General features: G+C 42.8%; 19 protein-coding genes. 3 read left to right on the top strand and 16 right to left on the bottom strand.

All coding sequences use genetic code 11. The features are described 5' to 3' along the window. Positions 1-4: 4 nt before the first annotated feature. On the bottom strand, positions 5-973 hold the full coding sequence (locus C3F34_RS17375; RefSeq protein WP_044740001.1) for a LysR substrate-binding domain-containing protein: 969 nt from the start codon (positions 971-973) through the stop codon (positions 5-7). Positions 974-1,205: 232 nt separating this feature from the next. On the opposite strand from C3F34_RS17375, the gene C3F34_RS17370 reads away from it, so the two are divergent. Further along, positions 1,206-2,420, top strand: coding sequence for an acyl-CoA dehydrogenase (locus C3F34_RS17370; protein ID WP_016167741.1), 1,215 nt, complete (start codon positions 1,206-1,208; stop codon positions 2,418-2,420). A gap of 111 nt (positions 2,421-2,531) precedes the next feature. Then, positions 2,532-3,758 (top strand): CaiB/BaiF CoA transferase family protein, encoded by a 1,227-nt coding sequence (locus tag C3F34_RS17365; RefSeq protein WP_104442203.1) that lies wholly within the window; start codon positions 2,532-2,534, stop codon positions 3,756-3,758. 37 nt (positions 3,759-3,795) lie between these two features. On the opposite strand, the gene C3F34_RS17360 is transcribed toward C3F34_RS17365, so the two are convergent. From C3F34_RS17360 to C3F34_RS17300, 13 genes are all read right to left on the bottom strand, one after another. Next, complete coding sequence (locus C3F34_RS17360; protein WP_042069079.1) at positions 3,796-4,185, bottom strand: hypothetical protein; 390 nt, start codon at positions 4,183-4,185, stop codon at positions 3,796-3,798. A gap of 102 nt (positions 4,186-4,287) precedes the next feature. Then, positions 4,288-5,064 carry a 3-oxoadipate enol-lactonase gene (pcaD, locus tag C3F34_RS17355; RefSeq protein WP_104442202.1) on the bottom strand — a complete coding sequence of 259 codons (777 nt, stop codon included), beginning with the start codon at positions 5,062-5,064 and terminating at the stop codon, positions 4,288-4,290. 62 nt (positions 5,065-5,126) lie between these two features. After that, complete coding sequence (pcaF, locus tag C3F34_RS17350; RefSeq protein WP_104442201.1) at positions 5,127-6,332, bottom strand: 3-oxoadipyl-CoA thiolase; 1,206 nt, start codon at positions 6,330-6,332, stop codon at positions 5,127-5,129. Between the two features lie 454 nt (positions 6,333-6,786). Further along, entirely contained in the window at positions 6,787-7,437 is a 651-nt protein-coding gene (locus C3F34_RS17345; RefSeq protein WP_016167746.1) for a 3-oxoacid CoA-transferase subunit B, read from the bottom strand. Between the two features lie 13 nt (positions 7,438-7,450). Beyond that, complete coding sequence (locus C3F34_RS17340; RefSeq protein WP_104442200.1) at positions 7,451-8,131, bottom strand: 3-oxoacid CoA-transferase subunit A; 681 nt, start codon at positions 8,129-8,131, stop codon at positions 7,451-7,453. A gap of 29 nt (positions 8,132-8,160) precedes the next feature. Then, positions 8,161-9,381 carry a benzoate/H(+) symporter BenE gene (benE, locus tag C3F34_RS17335; protein ID WP_104442199.1) on the bottom strand — a complete coding sequence of 407 codons (1,221 nt, stop codon included), beginning with the start codon at positions 9,379-9,381 and terminating at the stop codon, positions 8,161-8,163. A 53-nt stretch (positions 9,382-9,434) separates the two neighbouring features. Then, positions 9,435-10,220, bottom strand: coding sequence for a benzoate diol dehydrogenase BenD (gene benD, locus C3F34_RS17330; RefSeq protein ID WP_016167749.1), 786 nt, complete (start codon positions 10,218-10,220; stop codon positions 9,435-9,437). A gap of 291 nt (positions 10,221-10,511) precedes the next feature. Beyond that, a complete protein-coding gene (gene benC, locus C3F34_RS17325; RefSeq protein ID WP_016167750.1) occupies positions 10,512-11,528 on the bottom strand; it encodes a benzoate 1,2-dioxygenase electron transfer component BenC in 1,017 nt (338 codons plus the stop codon). A 76-nt stretch (positions 11,529-11,604) separates the two neighbouring features. Continuing rightward, a complete protein-coding gene (gene benB / locus C3F34_RS17320) occupies positions 11,605-12,114 on the bottom strand; it encodes a benzoate 1,2-dioxygenase small subunit (protein WP_104442198.1) in 510 nt (169 codons plus the stop codon). Beyond that, positions 12,111-13,496, bottom strand: coding sequence for a benzoate 1,2-dioxygenase large subunit (gene benA, locus C3F34_RS17315; RefSeq protein ID WP_016167752.1), 1,386 nt, complete (start codon positions 13,494-13,496; stop codon positions 12,111-12,113). Before benA ends, benB begins: the two co-directional genes overlap by 4 nt. Before the next feature lie 83 nt (positions 13,497-13,579). Further along, a complete protein-coding gene (gene catA, locus C3F34_RS17310; RefSeq protein ID WP_016167753.1) occupies positions 13,580-14,500 on the bottom strand; it encodes a catechol 1,2-dioxygenase in 921 nt (306 codons plus the stop codon). A 132-nt stretch (positions 14,501-14,632) separates the two neighbouring features. Next, positions 14,633-14,923 (bottom strand): muconolactone Delta-isomerase, encoded by a 291-nt coding sequence (catC, locus tag C3F34_RS17305; protein WP_044738437.1) that lies wholly within the window; start codon positions 14,921-14,923, stop codon positions 14,633-14,635. Between the two features lie 15 nt (positions 14,924-14,938). Then, positions 14,939-16,048, bottom strand: coding sequence for a muconate/chloromuconate family cycloisomerase (locus tag C3F34_RS17300; RefSeq protein WP_104442197.1), 1,110 nt, complete (start codon positions 16,046-16,048; stop codon positions 14,939-14,941). 115 nt (positions 16,049-16,163) lie between these two features. On the opposite strand from C3F34_RS17300, the gene C3F34_RS17295 reads away from it, so the two are divergent. After that, on the top strand, positions 16,164-17,078 hold the full coding sequence (locus C3F34_RS17295; RefSeq protein ID WP_016167756.1) for a LysR family transcriptional regulator: 915 nt from the start codon (positions 16,164-16,166) through the stop codon (positions 17,076-17,078). A 16-nt stretch (positions 17,079-17,094) separates the two neighbouring features. Here C3F34_RS17295 and C3F34_RS17290 read toward each other — a convergent pair whose 3' ends face one another. Next, positions 17,095-18,006: an alpha/beta fold hydrolase gene (locus tag C3F34_RS17290; RefSeq protein WP_104442196.1), complete on the bottom strand. Its 912-nt coding sequence runs from the start codon at positions 18,004-18,006 to the stop codon at positions 17,095-17,097. Positions 18,007-18,023: 17 nt separating this feature from the next. Next, positions 18,024-18,566 (bottom strand): PadR family transcriptional regulator, encoded by a 543-nt coding sequence (locus C3F34_RS17285; protein WP_016167758.1) that lies wholly within the window; start codon positions 18,564-18,566, stop codon positions 18,024-18,026. Between the last annotated feature and the right edge of the window lie 109 nt (positions 18,567-18,675).

Below are 18,675 nucleotides of genomic sequence, written 5' to 3'. Positions count from 1 at the left end.
TTACTTATTCTTGGGCTTGAGTATCAACTGAAGTGAAGTTTGAAATTGTCTTTACTTCATGTTGAATCCAGTCGACAAACTTGCTCAAAATAGTTGATGGCGCTTGACTAGAATGCACCAAATAATATGCACGATTACTCGGTAATGGACTGCTACTAGCAATCACCAAGGTTTGATTTTTTAGTTCTTGTTCAATCAGCATTTGCGGAATTAAAGCAACGCCCATCGAATGTGATGCCGCTACAGCGAGCATGGAAAACAGCTCATGTCGTTGTCCTTCGTCGGCTTTAGGGTGGTCGATTTGATGGGCTTGAAACCATTCCTGCCAAATAGTAGGTCGTGTGGTTTGCTGTAATAAAGGAAGTTGCGTAATTTGCTCTGGGTTTAAATGATAGCTATATGGGGTGAGTTTTTCGGCGTTTGGGAAATGTTTCAAAATAAGTGAAGGTGAGCAAACAGCGATAACATCTTCATGCATTAAAAAATGGGCTTGGATGCTTGGCCAGTGTTCAATCTGTTGCTCTGTACCTGCATAAATGGCTGCATCGAACATATGCTCATTAAATAGAAAAGGTTTCGTACTGGTTTCCAAATGAATGGTAATTTCAGGATAACGCATATTAAAAACATGGAGTTTCGGTAATAACCAACGAGTAGCAAAGGTCGGCACAACACCGAGTTTTAGTGTCCCTCCTAAACCTTTATGTGCCATGACTTCTTGTGTGGATTTTTCTAAACCGAGTAAATAGGGTTTTATCGCCGCATAATATTGTGTACCCGCAATGGTCAGTTCCATACCATGTCGTGTTCGGGTAAATAATTGAATATCTAAAAATTCTTCCAATTGCTGAATTTGACGCGATACTGCACTTTGGGTCATGGATAGTTCTAAAGCTGCATGCGTGTAACTGGCATGTTTAGCAGCCGATTCAAAGCAGAGTAAGCTCTGCATAGAGGGAATTTTTCTTCTCATTAGCCTTGTCATTCAGTCATTAGGATATTTCAAAAGTGCATAAAGCATCTGGATTGAATCATAAGAACATACTTTAGAAATGTCATTTTTACCAACTTATTGTTTTTTTAATGTGATAAAAATAAACAAGATATGCGTTTAAAGCATATCTGCATGCGAATTAATCGTTTGAATTATTTTGTGTGCAGGCATAGCATCATTATAGATAACAAGACCTAGCAGAGGATGCGTAATGAACCAAATGGTGAATACAAAAGCGGCACGTGTGCAATTTGATTGGAAAGATCCATTTTTAATTGAGCAGCAACTCACAGAAGAAGAGCGCATGATTCGTGATACGGCATATGCCTATTGTCAGGAACAATTAATGCCACGTGTATTGGAGCAGTTCCGTTATGAACGAACTGATGCGGGTATTTTTCGTGAAATGGGAGAACTGGGCTTATTGGGGCCAACGATTTCTGAACAATATGGCGGTGCAGGTTTAAATTATGTGAGTTATGGCTTAATTGCACGTGAAATTGAACGTGTAGATTCAGGCTACCGTTCTATGGCGAGTGTACAAAGTTCTTTGGTGATGGTGCCAATTCACGAATTTGGTACAGAGCAGCAAAAACAACAATATTTACCAAAACTCGCATCAGGTGAGTACATTGGTTGCTTCGGTTTAACTGAGCCAGACCACGGTTCAGACCCAGGAAGCATGATTACACGTGCTAAAAAAGTAGCAGGTGGTTATCGCTTATCTGGTGCGAAAATGTGGATTACCAATAGCCCAATTGCAGATGTATTTGTGGTGTGGGCAAAAGAAGTATCTGAAGAAGGACATGTGGGTGACATTCGTGGCTTTATTTTGGAAAAAGGCTGGGAAGGGCTTTCGGCACCTGCGATTCATGGCAAAGTGGGTTTACGCGCATCAATCACAGGTGAAATTGTGATGGATAACGTTTTTGTTCCAGAAGAAAATGCGTTTCCTGAAATTCGTGGTTTGAAAGGTCCATTTACCTGCCTAAATAGTGCACGCTATGGTATTGCTTGGGGCGCGATGGGTGCAGCAGAATTTTGTTGGCATACTGCGCATCAATATACAATGGATCGTAAACAGTTTGGTCGCCCTTTAGCAGCAAACCAACTTATTCAGAAAAAACTTGCTGATATGCAAACTGAAATTGCTTTAGGGTTACAAGTTGCTTTGCGTTTTGGACGTATGAAAGATGAAGGCATTGCATCGGTTGAAGGAACCTCTCTAATCAAACGTAACAACTGTGGTAAAGCTTTAGATATTGCCCGTTTAGCCCGTGACATGATGGGGGGAAATGGGATTAGTGATGAGTTTGGTGTCGCACGACATTTGGTCAATTTAGAAGTGGTGAACACCTATGAAGGCACCCATGACGTACATGCACTAATTCTTGGTCGTGCGCAGACGGGTATTGCTGCATTCTAATTTAAAAAAATCATTTTGATCAAAATCAGGGTGCTCGAAAGAGCATCTTGAGGGCAAATGCATCTTTGAAAATCAAAAGTAAAACGAAAATGCAAGATTGAGGAGCAAATAATGGGTGCGTTAAAGGGAATTCGGGTTTTGGATCTGAGCCGAGTATTGGCGGGCCCATGGTGTGGGCAAATTTTGGCAGATCTCGGTGCCGAAGTCATTAAAATTGAGCGTCCACAATGTGGTGATGATACTCGCATGTGGGGGCCGCCGTGGATGCTTGATGCTCACGGCGAACAGACTTGTGAGTCAGGTTATTACCAGTCGGCCAATAGAAATAAATATTCAGTCGCGATTGATATTACACGCTCAGAGGGACAGGCTATTCTGCATGAAATGATCAAAACGGCAGATGTCGTGATCGAAAACTATAAAGCGGGTTCATTACAGAAATATGGTCTGGATTATGAAACTCTAAGTGATATTAATCCGAATCTGGTTTATTGCTCGATCACAGGTTTTGGACAAACAGGACCACGTGCGGCTGAACCAGGCTATGACTTTATCATTCAGGGTATGTCTGGACTGATGAGTATTACGGGTGAAGAGGAAGATTCAGGGTGTAGTGCACAGAAAGTAGGTGTCGCTGTGGTCGATATTCAAACAGGACTATATGCCACGATTGCCATTCAGGCTGCACTATTGGCTCGTCATCAGATTGGACGAGGGCAACATATTGATTTGTCATTACTGGATGTTCAGGTGGCAGGTTTAGCCAATCAAGGTATGAATTATCTCACTACGGGTGTATCTCCAAAGCGTATGGGAAATAGTCATCCGAATATTGTTCCATATCAAACTTTTAGCGCGAAAGATAAAGAATTTATTGTCGCTTGTGGTAACGATAAGCAGTTTAAAGATTTCTGTATTGCGATTGGTTATACCTCGCTATTGGAAGATGGGCGTTTTAATCGAAATCAGGATCGAGTACGCCACCGTGAAGTACTTATTGAATTATTATCTGCTCATTTTGTACAGCAAAATGCAGAGTCGTGGGTGAGTGCAATTCATGCATTTAAAGTCCCTGTTGGGCTTATTAATTCTGTTGCCGAAGCTCTGCAAGAACCCCAAATTCAACATCGTGAAATGGTGGTGAATATACAACATCCACTTAATCCAGAGTTCCAGATGATTGGTTCGCCTATAAAATTGTCTGAGACACCTGTTGAATATCATCATGCACCGCCACAATTGGGAGAACATACCATGTCTGTCTTGTCTCAATTTAAAGCGGAACATGAATTACAGCTGTTAAAAGGAATGGGTGTAATTGATGGTAAAATAGCCTAAGCAGATGAATTATTAAAAATATTACCTAGAAGGGCATTTAATTTTGTTTGAGATCAAAAAAGTTTAACCAAGGCTTTCTTTGATTTGAATCGATGAGTTTGATGCTCTTTATAAAATAAAGTTCATCCTCATCACCAGGCCCGACAATGCGTCCAGCATTAATTTCATAAGACAAATCAACTACAGCTTGGCGACCTTTGAATTGGTTTTTGAGTTTCTCACCCAGTGAGTCTTGATCAAACTCAAACCAATCACCACATTGCTGGCTACAATAGGCGTGATATTCTTTTCCTTGCTGATCTTTTAAACCAAGTCCGAGATCATCTACGCCACCCCCATAAATAATGGTGTAGGTTTCGAATTGTGAATTTGCAAAAGCAGACATACTTGAAAGCATAAGAATACAGTTGAAAAAATATTTTTTCATTTTTATAAATTCTAGGGGTTATGAAGTTAGTGGACGGTATTTAAACAAACATTTTAGACAAAGAAAAGCCTCAACAATGTGAGGCCTTTGAGGACGGTATTCTTATACAAGAAACTGTTTTAAAGCTTCATTAAACGCCGTTGGCTGTTCCACATTCGAAATATGAGATGCATCAATTTCGACCAACTGACTGTTTGGAATCTGACTCTGCATAAACTCAGCATCCGCCACCGTTGTCACAGGATCTTGCCGTCCTGCAACAATCAACACAGGCACCGTAATCGTCTTTAATTGTTCCCGAACATCCGCTTTAGCCAAAGCTTCACAACAACTCGCATAACCTTCAGGGCTGCCAGCACCTAAGTCGTTTGAAAGCGTTGCAACCGTTGCCGCGTTGCTTTGGATAAAGGGAACTGTAAACCATCGCGAAGCTGCGCTGTCCGCGATAGATTGTAAACCTTGAGATCTGACCAAAGCCGCCCGATCCAGCCAAGCTTGCTCCTGACCAATTTTAGCTGCCGTATTACACACCACCACATGGCTAAAACGCTCAGGATAATAAATGGCCAACCATTGACCGGTTAAGCCCCCCATCGAAATCCCACAAAATGCAGCTTTTGAAATTTGTAAATGATCCAGTAAATGAATTACATCTTCACCCAACTGTTGCAAGCTATAAGGACCTTGCGGGGTAGATGAAGTACCATGACCACGCGAATCATAACACACCACAAAGAACTGCTCTTTTAAAGCATTAAACTGCTGCTGCCACATGCCATAATTGGTACCCAAAGAATTGGAAAATACCAAAGCAGGATTGGCGGCATCACCAAAAGTTGCGTAATTGATGGTTGCATCATTTGAAATAAATGTTGGCATAAAATCCCTCCCGACCTCCCTTTAAAAAAAGGAGGGGAAATATCTTAAATAGTTATGATTTGTTAAACGCGCTGAATAATCATTGCAATACCTTGACCGACACCAATACACATCGAACATAGCGCATAGCTTCCACCCGTTTGTTCCAATTGGTTTAAAGCCGTGGTGACTAAACGCGCACCTGATGCACCCAACGGATGACCAATCGCAATCGCCCCACCATTGGGATTCACTTGAGTCGTATCGTCTGCCAGACCTAAATCACGAGTAACCGCCAGTGCCTGTGCCGCAAAGGCTTCATTCAACTCAATCACATCCATCTGCTCGATTGTGAGATTAGCTTGTTTCAGCAGCTTCTTAATCGCTGGTGCTGGGGCAAAGCCCATAATGCGCGGTTCAACCCCCACTGCCGTAGATGCAATAATCTTGGCACGTGGTTTTAGTTGATACTGTTCAACGGCTTGTTCCGAAGCAATCAGTACAGCAGCCGCACCGTCATTGATGCCTGACGCGTTTCCCGCTGTGACGGTGCCTTCTGCTGTGACGACTGGCTTCAGTTTCGCCAAACCTTCGAGTGTGGTCGATGCACGAGGATGTTCATCGGTATCCACCACAATCGGATCACCCTTACGCTGAGGAATGCTCACTGGGATGATCTCATGTTTAAAAAAGCCTTGAGCTTGCGCGGTTGCTGTGCGCTGTTGACTCGTCAAGGCAAACTGGTCTTGATCTGCACGATCAATCTTAAATTGTTGTGCCACATTCTCTGCAGTCTGTGGCATGGTCTCTACACCATACATGGCTTTTAGCTTCGGATTGATAAAACGCCATCCCATGGTGGTGTCTTCAATCTTCTGACTACGACTATAAGCCGTTTCCGATTTGCCCATCACAAACGGAGCACGTGACATGCTTTCCACACCGCCTGCAATGATCAGGTTCGCTTCACCCGCTTTAATGGCACGGGCTGCCATAGCAATCGCATCCAACGATGAACCACATAGACGGTTGATGGTGGTGGCTGGAACTTCAACCGGTAAACCTGCCAACAATGCAGACATACGCCCGACATTACGGTTGTCTTCACCCGCTTGGTTGGCACAGCCGTAAATCACATCATCGACTTGTTTCCAGTCCACGCTTGGATTACGTTGCATTAAGGCTTGAATCGGCACAGCACCCAAGTCATCGGCACGGACTGGGGCTAAACCCCCAGCATAACGGCCGAATGGGGTACGGATGGCATCGATGATATAAGCGTCTTTCATGTTTAATCTTGTCCTTTGAAACGGGACTCTGCTGATAGATAAACTGTATCTAGTCACGACGGAGTCTTACCGTGTTCAGTTAAATGCCAGTAGCTCGTTCTTGTCACTTTTTTAAAAAAGTGACCAAAAACCTTTGTTGAACAGAGGCGGCTTCCTTGCCTTCCTGTTCAACTTAGCGACATCCATGTCGCCTGTCACGATAATGAATTACGGTGAAAATCCAAATCTTAATAAGCAAGAACCGTATTCAAAGCGTCCCATTCAGTATTTCTCGATGGCGGCATGGATGCCGCCCGTTGGACTGTGGTATATGGATATACCATCAGCCCAACAAAGATTTTTGTTACTTTTCATCTCTGAAAAGTAAGGGTATCGCCTACACGGAACGTGTTTGCTTAAACCAGTATTCGAGGCAATGACCTTATTAAAACAATTAAATTTTCAAACTAATCAGTTAATGTGTCGCATCCACCAACGGAGCACCCGTCATCGCTTGCAATTCTGCAAAGCTTAGACCGTCGACTTTCTCAATCACTTTTAAGCCTTCCGCAGTGACATCAATCACACACAGGTCGGTATAAATACGGTCAACACACTTTTGTCCTGTGGCGGGGTAAGTCAACTCAGCCACAATTTTTGGTTCACCGTTCTTGGTGACATGATCGGTGGTGATAAACACTTTTTTAGCGCCGACGGCCAAATCCATCGCTCCACCTACCGATGGAATTGCATCGGGTGCGCCAGTATGCCAGTTGGCTAAGTCACCATTGGCTGCGACTTGAAACGCCCCGAGAACCGCAATATCCAAATGCCCACCACGCATCATGGCAAAAGAATCCCCATGATGGAAAAAGGCGCCGCCTTGTAACATGGTTACATATTCTTTACCTGCATTGATCAGCTCAGGATCTTCTTCACCTGCGGCTGGTGGTGGACCAAAAGCCAATAAGCCATTTTCAGAATGCAGGAAGATCTCTTTGTCATTCGGTAAGTAGCTGGCAATCTTGGTGGGTAAGCCAATACCTAAATTGACATAAGCCCCATCCGGAATATCTTGGGCCACACGTTCGGCAATCTGGTTGCGGTTGAGTTTTTGATAGCTCATGATGTTCTCCCGATTACACAGCCACAGGTTCAGGCTGAACCTGCACCACATGTTGAACGAAGATGCCTGGGGTGATGATGTGTTCAGGGTCTAAAGCACCGAGTTCCACCACTTCAGACACTTGGGCAATGGTCACATTGGCTGCCATGGCCATGATTGGACCAAAGTTACGTGCTGACTTACGGTAGACCAGATTGCCCCAACGGTCGCCTTGTTGGGCTTTAATCAAAGCGAAGTCAGCTTTGATCGGGTATTCGAGTACATAATCTTTACCATCGATGTGACGGGTTTCTTTACCTTCAGCCAATAAGGTACCAAAGCCTGTAGGGGTGAAGACTGCACCGAGTCCCATGCCTGCGGCTTGAATACGGCAAGCGAGGTTACCTTGTGGTACTAATTCCAATTCGATTTTGCCTGCACGATAGAGTTCATCGAAGACCCAAGAGTCGGACTGACGCGGGAATGAGCAGATGACTTTTTTGACGGCACCGGCTTTCAGCAGTTTCGCCAGACCATAGTCGCCATTGCCTGCGTTGTTGCTGACGATGGTAAGGTCTTTACGTCCAAGTTTGATCAGCCCGTCAATGAGTTCAGCAGGTTGTCCTGCTGTACCAAAACCACCAATCATGATGGTTGAGCCGTCTTGTATCTGGGAGAGCGCTTCCGTTAAGGTCGCTGCACTTTTATCTATCATAATATTTCCTAGACCCTATATAGGTCGGACTAACTTTTACTCGATTGAGTGGATGAAATAGTGGTAGGTTCAGTAGGGCGTTTGGTTAAAATGACATGTGCGAATAAACCAATCACAATGCCCCAAAAAACGGAACTTAGGCCTAAAAAATGCATTCCTGAAGCCGTAGCTAAAAAGGTAATGAGTGCGGAATCCCGTTGAGGCTCATTCCTCATAGCAACAGCGATATTGGTTGAAATGGCGCCCAATAAGGCCAATCCAGCCAGTGCTGCAACAAGCTCTTTTGGCAGTAAGCTGAAGAGCAGAACGATACTGCCTGCAAACAGCCCACCTAAAATATAAAAAATGCCGTTGGCAACCCCTGCGATGTAGCGTTTTTCCTTTAACTCATGCGCATCTTTACCCATACAAAGCGCAGCGGTAATCGATGCCAAAACGATGGTAATGCCACCTACACAAGCGACAGCCAATGACGCAATACTGGTGGTCGTGATAATTGGCTTGGCAGGTATGTCATAACCACTGAGTTTCATGATGGCCATGCCCGGTAAAAACTGTCCCGTCAGACTGACTAAAATCAAAGGCAGGGCAAGGTTTAAGGTGGAATGCCAAGTCCATTCTGGAGTGATCAACTGAGGAATAGCAAGTTGGAAATCTAAACTCACCGCATTCATTTCACCAAGCCCAAAGCTCAATGAAACACCAGAAAGAAGTACCCAAAGCATGCTATAACGTGGGGAAATTCGTTTTGCGACTAAAAATACAAACAACATGCTAAATACAATAATTGGCATGCTATTAGTTGCGCTAAATAACCCTAAACCAAACTGAAATAAGATTCCTGCCATCATGCCTGCGGCAACGGATTGAGGAATCCATTTCAACAATTTATCGAAATAACCACTTATACCAATAAGGAAAATTACCACAGCCGAGGTGATGTAGGCAGCAACTGCTTCATTCAGGCTAATATTCGGGAACAGGGTGACCAATAAAGCCGTACCCGGTGCAGACCATGCCGTAATCACAGGGACTTTAAATTTAATGGAAAGGAAGATCCCTGCCACAGCTGCCCCAATCGAAATACCCCAAATCCATGAAATCATCATGGTTGGGGAAACCTGAGCTTGTTGCGCAGCCTGAAAGAAGATAATAAGTGGGCCTGAATAGGAAATCAGCACTGCCAAAAATCCTGCGACAGTGGCTGAAATAGACCAATCTTCTTTCAAGGTTTTAAACAGGGTAGCCATTTATTTGCCTCCATGCAGACACGATCCTGTATATAAAGTTGTTTAGTGATCAATTAGCCTTGATCACCACCGCCGACGGGAACAACTGTACCTGTCATATATGACGAATCATCTGAAGCAAGGAATACAATTGCATTTACTTGTTCCTGAATCGTGCCATAACGGTTCATAAAACTACGATCAATGGTCTGATCGACCACTTGTTGCATCCACGCTTTTTCATTTTCGGAAAGAGGGTTTGCATTGCGTGGTACTTTACGTGGCGGTGCTTCTGTTCCACCTGTAGCAATTGCATTTACTCGGATGCCATCTTTGGCATGTTCAAATGCCAGTGATGCGGTGAGGGCATTGACACCGCCTTTGGATGCTGAATAGGGCACGCGGTTAATTCCGCGAGTTGCTATAGAGGATACATTTACAATCGTACCTTTCTGATTTTTAATCATTTCAGGTAAAACAGCGCGACAACACCATAGCGTTGGAAATAATGAACGATTGACTTCTTTAATGATTTCTTCTTCAGAAAATTCTTCAAAGGGTTTCATCCAAATTGCACCACCGACATTATTGATGAGTACATCAACACGGCCATAGATTTCAAGTGCTTTTGCTACAATGGCTTGTGCGCCTGCGAAAGTTTCAAGATTGGCTTTGACTGTTATAGCATCACCTTGATGTGCTTCAATCTCTGCTAATGTTTCATCTACATAGTCAGATAAATCAGCTAAGACAACTTGTGCACCTTCTTCAGCCACTTGGAGTGCAACCCCACGACCAATGCCTTGAGCGGCACCAGTCACAATCACGACTTTGTTTAAGAATCTTTGATTTGACGCCATTTTTTGAACTCACTTATCATCCAATATAAAGATGAATTTTTAAATTTATACAATTTGGCACGCCTACATCCTAATAGCTGGACATCCGTTACTGGATTAACCTTTGGTTAGATTTACTTTTCTTTTGGGAAAAGTAAGCAGAACCATTGTCATTTGTAGAACTCGTCGAAACCTATGACTTGATATCCTCCTCGCCAAAAAAGCATTTTTACCAAGTAGTCTGGCCTCGAACAATTGCAAATGACATTTTCGCGTACCATCTTTTCTATAACTTAAATATTGGGTGATGTATTAGTTTGCGGAGAATTTTTCAAATAGGAAGTTTGCAGGTTTTACACCTTCACTATCTAACCAACTGCGAACAGCATCGACCATAGGAACAGGGCCACATAGGTAGACATCGACATCACCGCCATTGAGCCATTCATTTTCAATGTGTCCAGTCACATAGCCTTTGCGCTCATGTGCTGAGTCTGGGCTTGCAACCACGGTACGATATTCAAACCATGGAAGTTTGGCTTGAAGTGCATCAAGTTGTTCTAAAGCAACTAAATCAAAATCATTGGTTACACCAAACACTAAACGTACAGGGTGCTCTGAGCCTTTTTCTTCTAACACTTGAAGCATGGACATAAATGGCGCAATTCCCGTTCCGCCAGCAAGCATGACGACAGGGCGAACTACATTACGTAAGTAGAAACTGCCAAATGGACCTGTAAAGGTCATTTTATCGCCTGCTTTGGCGCTATTACTTAAAAAGCTACTCATTTTTCCATTAGGTACGTTGCGCACCACAAAACCTGTTAAACGGTTGCCTGGTTTAGAACTAAATGAATATGAACGTGTTTCTGTGGTATCTGGAATGCCAACATTGACATATTGACCAGCAAGGAAGTGAATATCAGGTTGACCTTCATCAAGTTGAATATCAAAAGTGATGGTTGAGTCTGATAAGTTTTCCACAGCAACTAAAGTGCCTTGGTATTGGTGAATCTCGGTTTTACATACTTCAGATGATGCTTGAATTTGGAATACAGCATCGGATGTTGGGCGGCATTGGCAAGCTAGAATATAGCCTTGCTCAGCTTCTTCAGGGGTGAGTGCATCTTCAATGTAGGTTTCTTCAGGCATGTCATAACTTCCCGATTCACAGAAAGCTCGGCATGTTCCACAGGCACCATCGCGACAATCTAAAGGAATATTAATTTTTTGACGGTAAGCCGCATCAGACAAAGTTTCGCCCTGAGCGACGCTAATAAAACGGGTAACACCATCTTCAAATTGAAGTGCAATATTGTGGTTTGACATGGCTAGAATCCTACTAAAAACTTTGAAACTTGACCTTCAGTCAACATTCCATTTGACTGAAGGGATGACGCTTAAATCAGAGGTGGTAAATATCAATGACTTGATTGATATAGTCATTTTTTAGTACCACGTATTTGCTTAAAATCTGTGGTTGCGCGCCTGAAAAATCGATTTCATAACGTGACATGCCGAAATAGCTATAGTTGGTTTTGTAACGGAAACTTAAGGTGTTCCAGTTAAAACGCACTGTTACTTTGTCACCGTCACGTGCGATCACTTCAATATTGCTAATGTTGTGGCTGGTGCGGGTATCGGGCATGGTTGCAGAAGAGCGTTCAGTTTTAATACGGAACACACGGTCTTCAAGACCTTGACGGTCTGGGTAATAAATCAGCGAAATTTCAGACTGAGGATCTTCAGTTAAACGGTCATCATCATCCCAAGCAGGCATCCAGAAAGAAGCAGATGGAGCATAACAATTTAACCAGTCATCCCATTGTTCATCATCTAGAAAACGTGCTTCTTGATAAAGAAACTGTGCAATCTGTTCGAGAGAGCTGCGTTCTAAAGTGGCAGTGGCATTCATGCGATCTCTCCTTGTTCATTCACGAGTGCTTTTTCTGAGGCAATGGCATGTTTCATCGTTTCTAGCCAATATTGATGTTGAGCGAGGTACAAGCCTTCATCTTCGGTTTTAATGCCGCTGAGTTTTGGTTTTAACCCAATTTCATTGGCAGCATCATCTGGGCCTTGAATCCAGTGTTTCGAACCACGGCACATGTCATTCCATTCCAGTTCAATCCCTGCATAACCTGCTTGGCAAGCACGGAATTCTTCAAGATCATCGGGTGTTGCCATGCCTGAAGCATTAAAGAAATCTTCATATTGACGAATACGGCGAGTACGTGCTTCTGGTGCTTCACCTTTCGGGGCGATACAGTAAATGGTCACTTCAGTTTTGTTGACTGCCAGTGGGCGTAAGACACGAATTTGAGAACCAAACTGATCCATCAAATATACATTTGGATATAAGCAAAGATTACGCGAGCGCTCAATCATCCATTTCGACATTGGCGCACCGAATTTCTCGGTATATTCCTCTGCTTTAGGGTAGTTCGGACGATCTTCTGGGTTTGCCCATTGTGTCCAGAGCAACATGTGACCATTGTCAAAACCGTAAGAGCCACCGCCTTGTTTACCCCATGAACCTGCGCTCATGGCACGGATGTTGTCACCGGCTTCTTTCTCTTTACGCTGTTGGGTTGTGGCTGCATAGTTCCAATGTACGGCAGACACGTGATAACCATCGGCACCATTTTCAGCCGTCAGTTTCCAGTTGCCTTCGTAAGTGTAGGTTGATGAACCACGTAAAACTTCCAGACCTTGCTCAGACTGGTCGACAATCATGTCAATGATTTTGGTGGTTTCACCTAAAAATTCTTCCAGTGAAGGAACATCAGGATTCAAGCTACCAAACAAGAAGCCTTTGTAGTTTTCAAAACGTGCTACTTTTTTCAGGTCATGTGAACCTTCTTGATTAAAGCAATCTGAATAACCAGCTTCACTTGGATCTTTTACTTTCAGGAGTTTACCTGAGTTATTAAAAGTCCAACCGTGGAATGGGCAGGTGTAAGTTGCCTTGTTGCCACGTTTATGGCGGCAAAGTTGTGCACCACGATGTGAACAGGCATTGATCATGGCATTCAATTCACCATTACGGTTACGCGCAATAATGATTGGCTGGCGCCCCATATACGTGGTGTAGAAGTCATTATTATTTGGAATTTGGCTTTCATGTGCCAAGTACACCCAGTTGCCTTCAAAAATGTATTTCATTTCAAGGTCAAATAAGGCTTGATCAGTAAATACTGAGCGATGCAGTTTAAATTCGCCAGTTTCAAAATCGTCAACAAGCAATTCATCAATACGATCGAGGTGACTGGTGTTAATTACAGGAATACGAGGCATGTCCGTTCTCCGAGGTTCCAAATGTGGGGAACACTCCGAAATGACAGTTGATTTAGATGTCATTTCGGTTCCTAAAATATGGGTTAAGCGCTAGCGCGACGACGATCTACTTCAGTTGAAGGAGCGCCTTGCTGTTCTTTTACTAACTCAATATTGAATGTGATGTGCTTGAACGGTTGATTTAAACCGCGACGAGCAATTTCAGCTTCATCGGTCACATCTACAGCAGTGGCAACTAAACCATCACGGGTTGCAAAGGCAAAGTCATCCCAAAGGTATTGATCACCTTCAATGTTGAACTGAGTAGTGAGCTTGCGATAACCAGGAGCAGAGACAAAGTAATGTACGTGTGAAGGGCGGTTACCATGACGACCTAGCTTATTTAACACCGCTTGAGTCGTGCCATCAGGTGGGCAACCGTAGCCTACAGGCATGGTGGTCTGTGCCACATATTTGCCATCAGCATCCGTTAAAATACTACGACGTAAGTTAAAGTCAGATTGTGATTTATCGAAGAATGAGTAGTTGCCTAAGCTGTTGGCATGCCAAACTTCAACTTTGGCACCTTCAATAATGTTGCCATCAGTATCAGTTACTGTACCTTCAATAAACAAAGTTGGAATTTTGTCAGTTTCAGAACCATCATCCATGCGGGCAAAACCTGTCGATTCAGGTGCACCTGCAACATAGAGTGGACCTTCAATGGTACGTGGCGTACCACCTGTAATGCCTGCTTTGGCATCGGCTTCATCGGCACGAAGATCTAAATAATGTTCTAAGCCTAACCCCGCTGCGAGTAAACCTAATTCATTGGCTTGACCTGCATCGGTAAAATATTCCAGACCTTTCCAAAGTTCAGTTTGACTGATGTCGAGGTCTTCAATGGCTTGGAATAGATCGCCTACTAAACGTACAACAATTTGTTGTACACGTGCATCGACAGGACCAGTTGCAGTGTCGACGTTCATTTCTTTTACGAGGGCATCAATTTGTTGGCGGTTCATACTGTCGCTCCTTAAGTATGTTTGAGTGGCTGGCGCATGTTTGATCTCATCAAAACACTTAGCGGGCCACATTCCTTGTGAATACAGATTTTTTTTACACGTTGGGAAGCTGTCTTCCCATTATTCCTTTGCTTAACGATCATCTTCACGAATAGAAGAGGGATGTCGATTCAGTGGCATCACTTCAATATTCATGTAGGGATAAAGCGGTAAACCCTGCAACAGGTTATGCAACTCTTCATTGCTCTCGACATCAAAAATACTGATGTTGGAGTATTGACCTGTAATACGCCAAATGTGGCGCCATTTGCCTTGCTGTTGCAGTTCTTGTGAATATGCCTTTTCAACCGCTTTAATTTCATTTGCCTGTTCTGCTGGCATATCCTGCGGTAGGTTTACATCCATTCTTACGTGGTAAAGCATGTAGAATTCCTTTAATTACTGACGACGCATACGGTCAATTTTGTCTTCATCAATTTCAATACCCAGTCCAGCTGTGGTCGGTAACATCAGCTCGAAGTTTTGATATTGCAGCGGAGTTTTTAAAATTTCTTCGGTCAGTAACAGTGGACCAAACAGTTCAGTACCGTATGCTAAATTATGAAAGGTGGAAAAGACTTGTGCCGATGCCATGGTGCCAATTGGACCTTCAAGCATTGTGCCACCATAAAGATCAATTCCTGCCAGTTTGGCAATTTTTCCAACTTCACTGGCCTCAACCAAACCGCCTGATTGCGCGATTTTGACTGCAAAGACTGAAGCTCCATTACGTTTTGCTAAGCGATAGGCACTGTCTGGACCCATTAGCGATTCATCAGCCATGATGGCAATATCAAAGCGACGGGTAAGACGTTGCATAGCATCAATGTTGTCGATAGCACAGGGTTGTTCAATTAAATCAACACCACCATCTTGTAACTGTTGAATGCCTTTAACTGCTTCAAGTTCTGACCAAGCACGATTTACATCTACGCGAATAGAAACATCCGAGCCTAGAGCTTGCTTGATGGCTAAAACATGCTCTACATCTTCTTCCACACGACGCGAACCAATTTTTAACTTGAAGGTATTGTGGCGTTTGCTGGCAATCATCTGCTGTGCTTCAGCAATATCTTTATCTGTATTGCCAGAAGCCAATACCCAAAGTACTGGGACACTATGTCTTAAACGACCACCAAGTACTTCACTGATGGGTAGACCTAAGCGTTGTGCTTGAATGTCAAATAGAGCGGTTTGAATGGCATTTTTAGCAAAACGGTTGCCATTGATATTGCGTTTGATTGTTTGTATGGTTTGTGCCACATTCAAACCAGATAATGACTTGAGTAATGGCGCAAAATAAGTTTCGATATTGGTTTTGACGCTTTCTGGACTTTCTTCGCCATAGCCTAAGCCACCAATTGTGGTTGCTTCGCCCCAGCCAATAAAGCCATCTTCTGTGGTGACTTTAACCAGAACCAAGGTCTGAGTTTGCATTGTTGCAACCGCCATTTTATGTGGGCGGATCGTCGGTATTTCTACAAGCAACGTTTCAATCGATTTATACATCTTTCGGCTTCGCTATCTTGATTTGTCTAATTCATGTGATATACCTTAAAAGAATGAACCAAACCTGTCGAAGATCATTTTTGCATTTTTTTATATTTAAAAGGTATGAAGTCTTATGGAACTTAGACACCTACGCTATTTTGTAGCGGTTGTAGAGGAACAAAGTTTTACCAAAGCAGCAGAAAAACTGTTTATAGCCCAGCCTCCGCTGAGTCGGCAGATTCAAAACCTTGAAGCTGAGTTGGGAATTCAGTTATTTGAGCGTGGTAGTCGGCCTTTACAGACCACGCCAGCAGGTCAATTCTTCTATCAGCATGCGGTTAAACTTTTGTCTAATGCTGAAGAAGTAAAGTCGATGACTAAGCGTGTAGGTATGGTCGAACGTACCGTAACCATGGGATTTGTTGGGTCATTGCTCTATGGTTTGTTGCCAAGAATTGTGTATTTATTCCGTCAGCAGCAGCCACAGCTTAAAATTGAACTGATCGAAATGAGCACTAAAGACCAAATTCAGGCGCTTAAAGAAGGGCGAATTGATGTTGGTTTTGGGCGGTTAAGAATTTCTGATCCTGCAATTCGTCGTGTGTTATTGCGTGAAGAACCTTTGATGGTTGCGGCTCACAGCAGTCATCCTTTAGCATCGCAAAAACAAGGGGTATATCTTGCAGATTTAGTTGAAGAAAGTTTGTTCTTATATCCAAGTCATCCTAAACCTAATTTCTCGACCCAAGTCCGTAGCCTATTTTCAGAGTACGGTTTAGAGCCACGTAGTTTGCGAGAAGTCCGTGAAATTCAATTGGCACTGGGCTTAGTGGCAGCAGGGGAAGGAATTTGCATTGTGCCTGAAAGTGCTTGTAGTATTCAGTTTCCTCACTTGAACTACATCCCTTTGCTGGATGATGCCGCCGTTAGTCCAATCTTCCTCGCTATTCGTAGTATGGATGAAAGTGAAGATATCCGCTCGCTATTTGATTGCATTTATCAAGTTTATGATCTTGAAGCAATTAAATATGATCGAGCGGTGCTTTAATTAAACTAAAGTTTTGTTATTCGGACTGATTCAAAAGAAAGCGGGAAATTTCTCGCTGAAATTTGAAAGGTTCATTAATCAAAATAGCGTGGCCTGAGCGTTCAAAAATAACTTGCTTGGCATTTTTAACACTATTCGCGATAATTTTTTGCCCTTGAGATGGATAAAGTATCGAATTTTCCCCAATGAAAAAAGTTGTGGGACAGCTCAATTCTGTTAAAGATTCTCGATAATCTTCATTGTGATATAGATAGTTATTGATATACCACGCTAAATAGTCGAGACGGTGTAAGGGCAAGAGATGTTTTTGTAATTTATCGTATTTTAAGGCGGTGTTCCATAAGATGGGGCTTAAACGATGACCGTTTTGTAATGATATGAATTTGCTCCATATTTTAATAAATTCTTGACGTGAAGCTGGGTCAAGATCTTCTAGACTTTTAATAGGAGGTAAGGCCGAGAAAAACAGTGAAATTTCAGCTAAGAGTTTTTTAAAATTTGAGTGTTGCTGACTGAGCAAACCATACGGCCAATGGCTATCTACTGTAATTTTGGGTGCTTGATCAATATGTAAATAACAATTGATCGATTGTTTAAACTTTCCATATTTCATGCCATGCATAGCTATTGTTGCACCCATTGAGAACGCAATAACGGTGAAGTCTGGATACTTTAATTGTTGGATTAATGCCTCTAAATCACGCCAATGACTAGAAATAGCATCTATTTCAGGTATACGGCAGTGTTTTGAACGACCAAACCCGCGCCAATCTGGAATAATGAATTTAAATTGGTTACTGTTTTGAATTAAAAAAGGTAGCCATTGCCAACTTTGCATGCCTAAACCTGAGAGGACTAAAACAGGTTTGCCCTGACCAAATTCACGAACGTACAATTGTTCTTGATCGGGCATTTGATAGTAAGGCATGGTAATTTCTCTATTTCTTAAGATTGCTCAAATTTTTTCAGGCCTGTAATCATGGTTTCAAGCCATTCAATCCAGCCCACTTCTAAGTTAATGCCTAACTGTAAAATCATTTTATGAATATATAAAGTGCGATTTTCATTTTCTGTAGATGAGAAGTCTTTAGCAAAAATTTGTTGATAAATTTTCAATTTTTCTTGATGCAACATCAAGTGTCTTTCTAACTCAGGTAATACTGTTGCCTGACCAACTTGTGCTTCTGCTCTTAAACGTACCATCAGTTCTTCACGCAGTTGAGCGGGCGGGCTTTGCTTGACCATCCAGTCAGCCAATTCAGTTCGACCCATTTGCTCCACTTGATAGGTTTTTTTTCGGCTATTGGAACTTTCATCTTCAATGGTTGAAATCCAGCCTTTTTGCTGCATGGCACTGAGTTCACGATAAATTTGTTGATGTGTCGCATTCCAAAAGAAACCCATAGAACGGTCAAAACGCCGTGCCAGTTCAATCCCTGTACTTGGTTTTTCCATCAGACTGGTCAACAGAACATGTGCTAAAGACATAAGTTAGCATCAAAAAAATAAGGTACAGATATTATGCAACATGTTGCATAGATTTCAAAATTGGATTATAAATTAGTGCAACAAGTTGCATAAAAGCAAAATTTAGCCA

This window comes from Acinetobacter sp. ACNIH2, assembly GCF_002934965.1.
Lineage (GTDB): Bacteria > Pseudomonadota > Gammaproteobacteria > Pseudomonadales > Moraxellaceae > Acinetobacter > Acinetobacter tandoii.
Note: the sequence above shows the minus strand (reverse complement) of the source record. Positions and strands in the feature narration are given on the sequence as shown.

Coding starts and splice junctions, on each gene's coding strand:
- pcaF (WP_104442201.1), bottom strand. CDS start 6,332: ATGAAAGACGCTTATATCATCGATGCCATCCGTACCCCATTCGGCCGT.
- pcaD (WP_104442202.1), bottom strand. CDS start 5,064: ATGCCAACATTTATTTCAAATGATGCAACCATCAATTACGCAACTTTT.
- benC (WP_016167750.1), bottom strand. CDS start 11,528: ATGTCAAACCACAATATTGCACTTCAATTTGAAGATGGTGTTACCCGT.
- benA (WP_016167752.1), bottom strand. CDS start 13,496: ATGCCTCGTATTCCTGTAATTAACACCAGTCACCTCGATCGTATTGAT.
- C3F34_RS17365 (WP_104442203.1), top strand. CDS start 2,532: ATGGGTGCGTTAAAGGGAATTCGGGTTTTGGATCTGAGCCGAGTATTG.
- C3F34_RS17285 (WP_016167758.1), bottom strand. CDS start 18,566: ATGTCTTTAGCACATGTTCTGTTGACCAGTCTGATGGAAAAACCAAGT.
- catC (WP_044738437.1), bottom strand. CDS start 14,923: ATGCTTTACCACGTAAGAATGGATGTAAACCTACCGCAGGATATGCCA.
- C3F34_RS17360 (WP_042069079.1), bottom strand. CDS start 4,185: ATGAAAAAATATTTTTTCAACTGTATTCTTATGCTTTCAAGTATGTCT.
- catA (WP_016167753.1), bottom strand. CDS start 14,500: ATGAACCGCCAACAAATTGATGCCCTCGTAAAAGAAATGAACGTCGAC.
- C3F34_RS17295 (WP_016167756.1), top strand. CDS start 16,164: ATGGAACTTAGACACCTACGCTATTTTGTAGCGGTTGTAGAGGAACAA.
- C3F34_RS17300 (WP_104442197.1), bottom strand. CDS start 16,048: ATGTATAAATCGATTGAAACGTTGCTTGTAGAAATACCGACGATCCGC.
- C3F34_RS17370 (WP_016167741.1), top strand. CDS start 1,206: ATGAACCAAATGGTGAATACAAAAGCGGCACGTGTGCAATTTGATTGG.
- benE (WP_104442199.1), bottom strand. CDS start 9,381: ATGGCTACCCTGTTTAAAACCTTGAAAGAAGATTGGTCTATTTCAGCC.
- C3F34_RS17375 (WP_044740001.1), bottom strand. CDS start 973: ATGAGAAGAAAAATTCCCTCTATGCAGAGCTTACTCTGCTTTGAATCG.
- C3F34_RS17290 (WP_104442196.1), bottom strand. CDS start 18,006: ATGCCTTACTATCAAATGCCCGATCAAGAACAATTGTACGTTCGTGAA.
- benD (WP_016167749.1), bottom strand. CDS start 10,220: ATGGCGTCAAATCAAAGATTCTTAAACAAAGTCGTGATTGTGACTGGT.
- C3F34_RS17345 (WP_016167746.1), bottom strand. CDS start 7,437: ATGAGCTATCAAAAACTCAACCGCAACCAGATTGCCGAACGTGTGGCC.
- benB (WP_104442198.1), bottom strand. CDS start 12,114: ATGAATGCCACTGCCACTTTAGAACGCAGCTCTCTCGAACAGATTGCA.
- C3F34_RS17340 (WP_104442200.1), bottom strand. CDS start 8,131: ATGATAGATAAAAGTGCAGCGACCTTAACGGAAGCGCTCTCCCAGATA.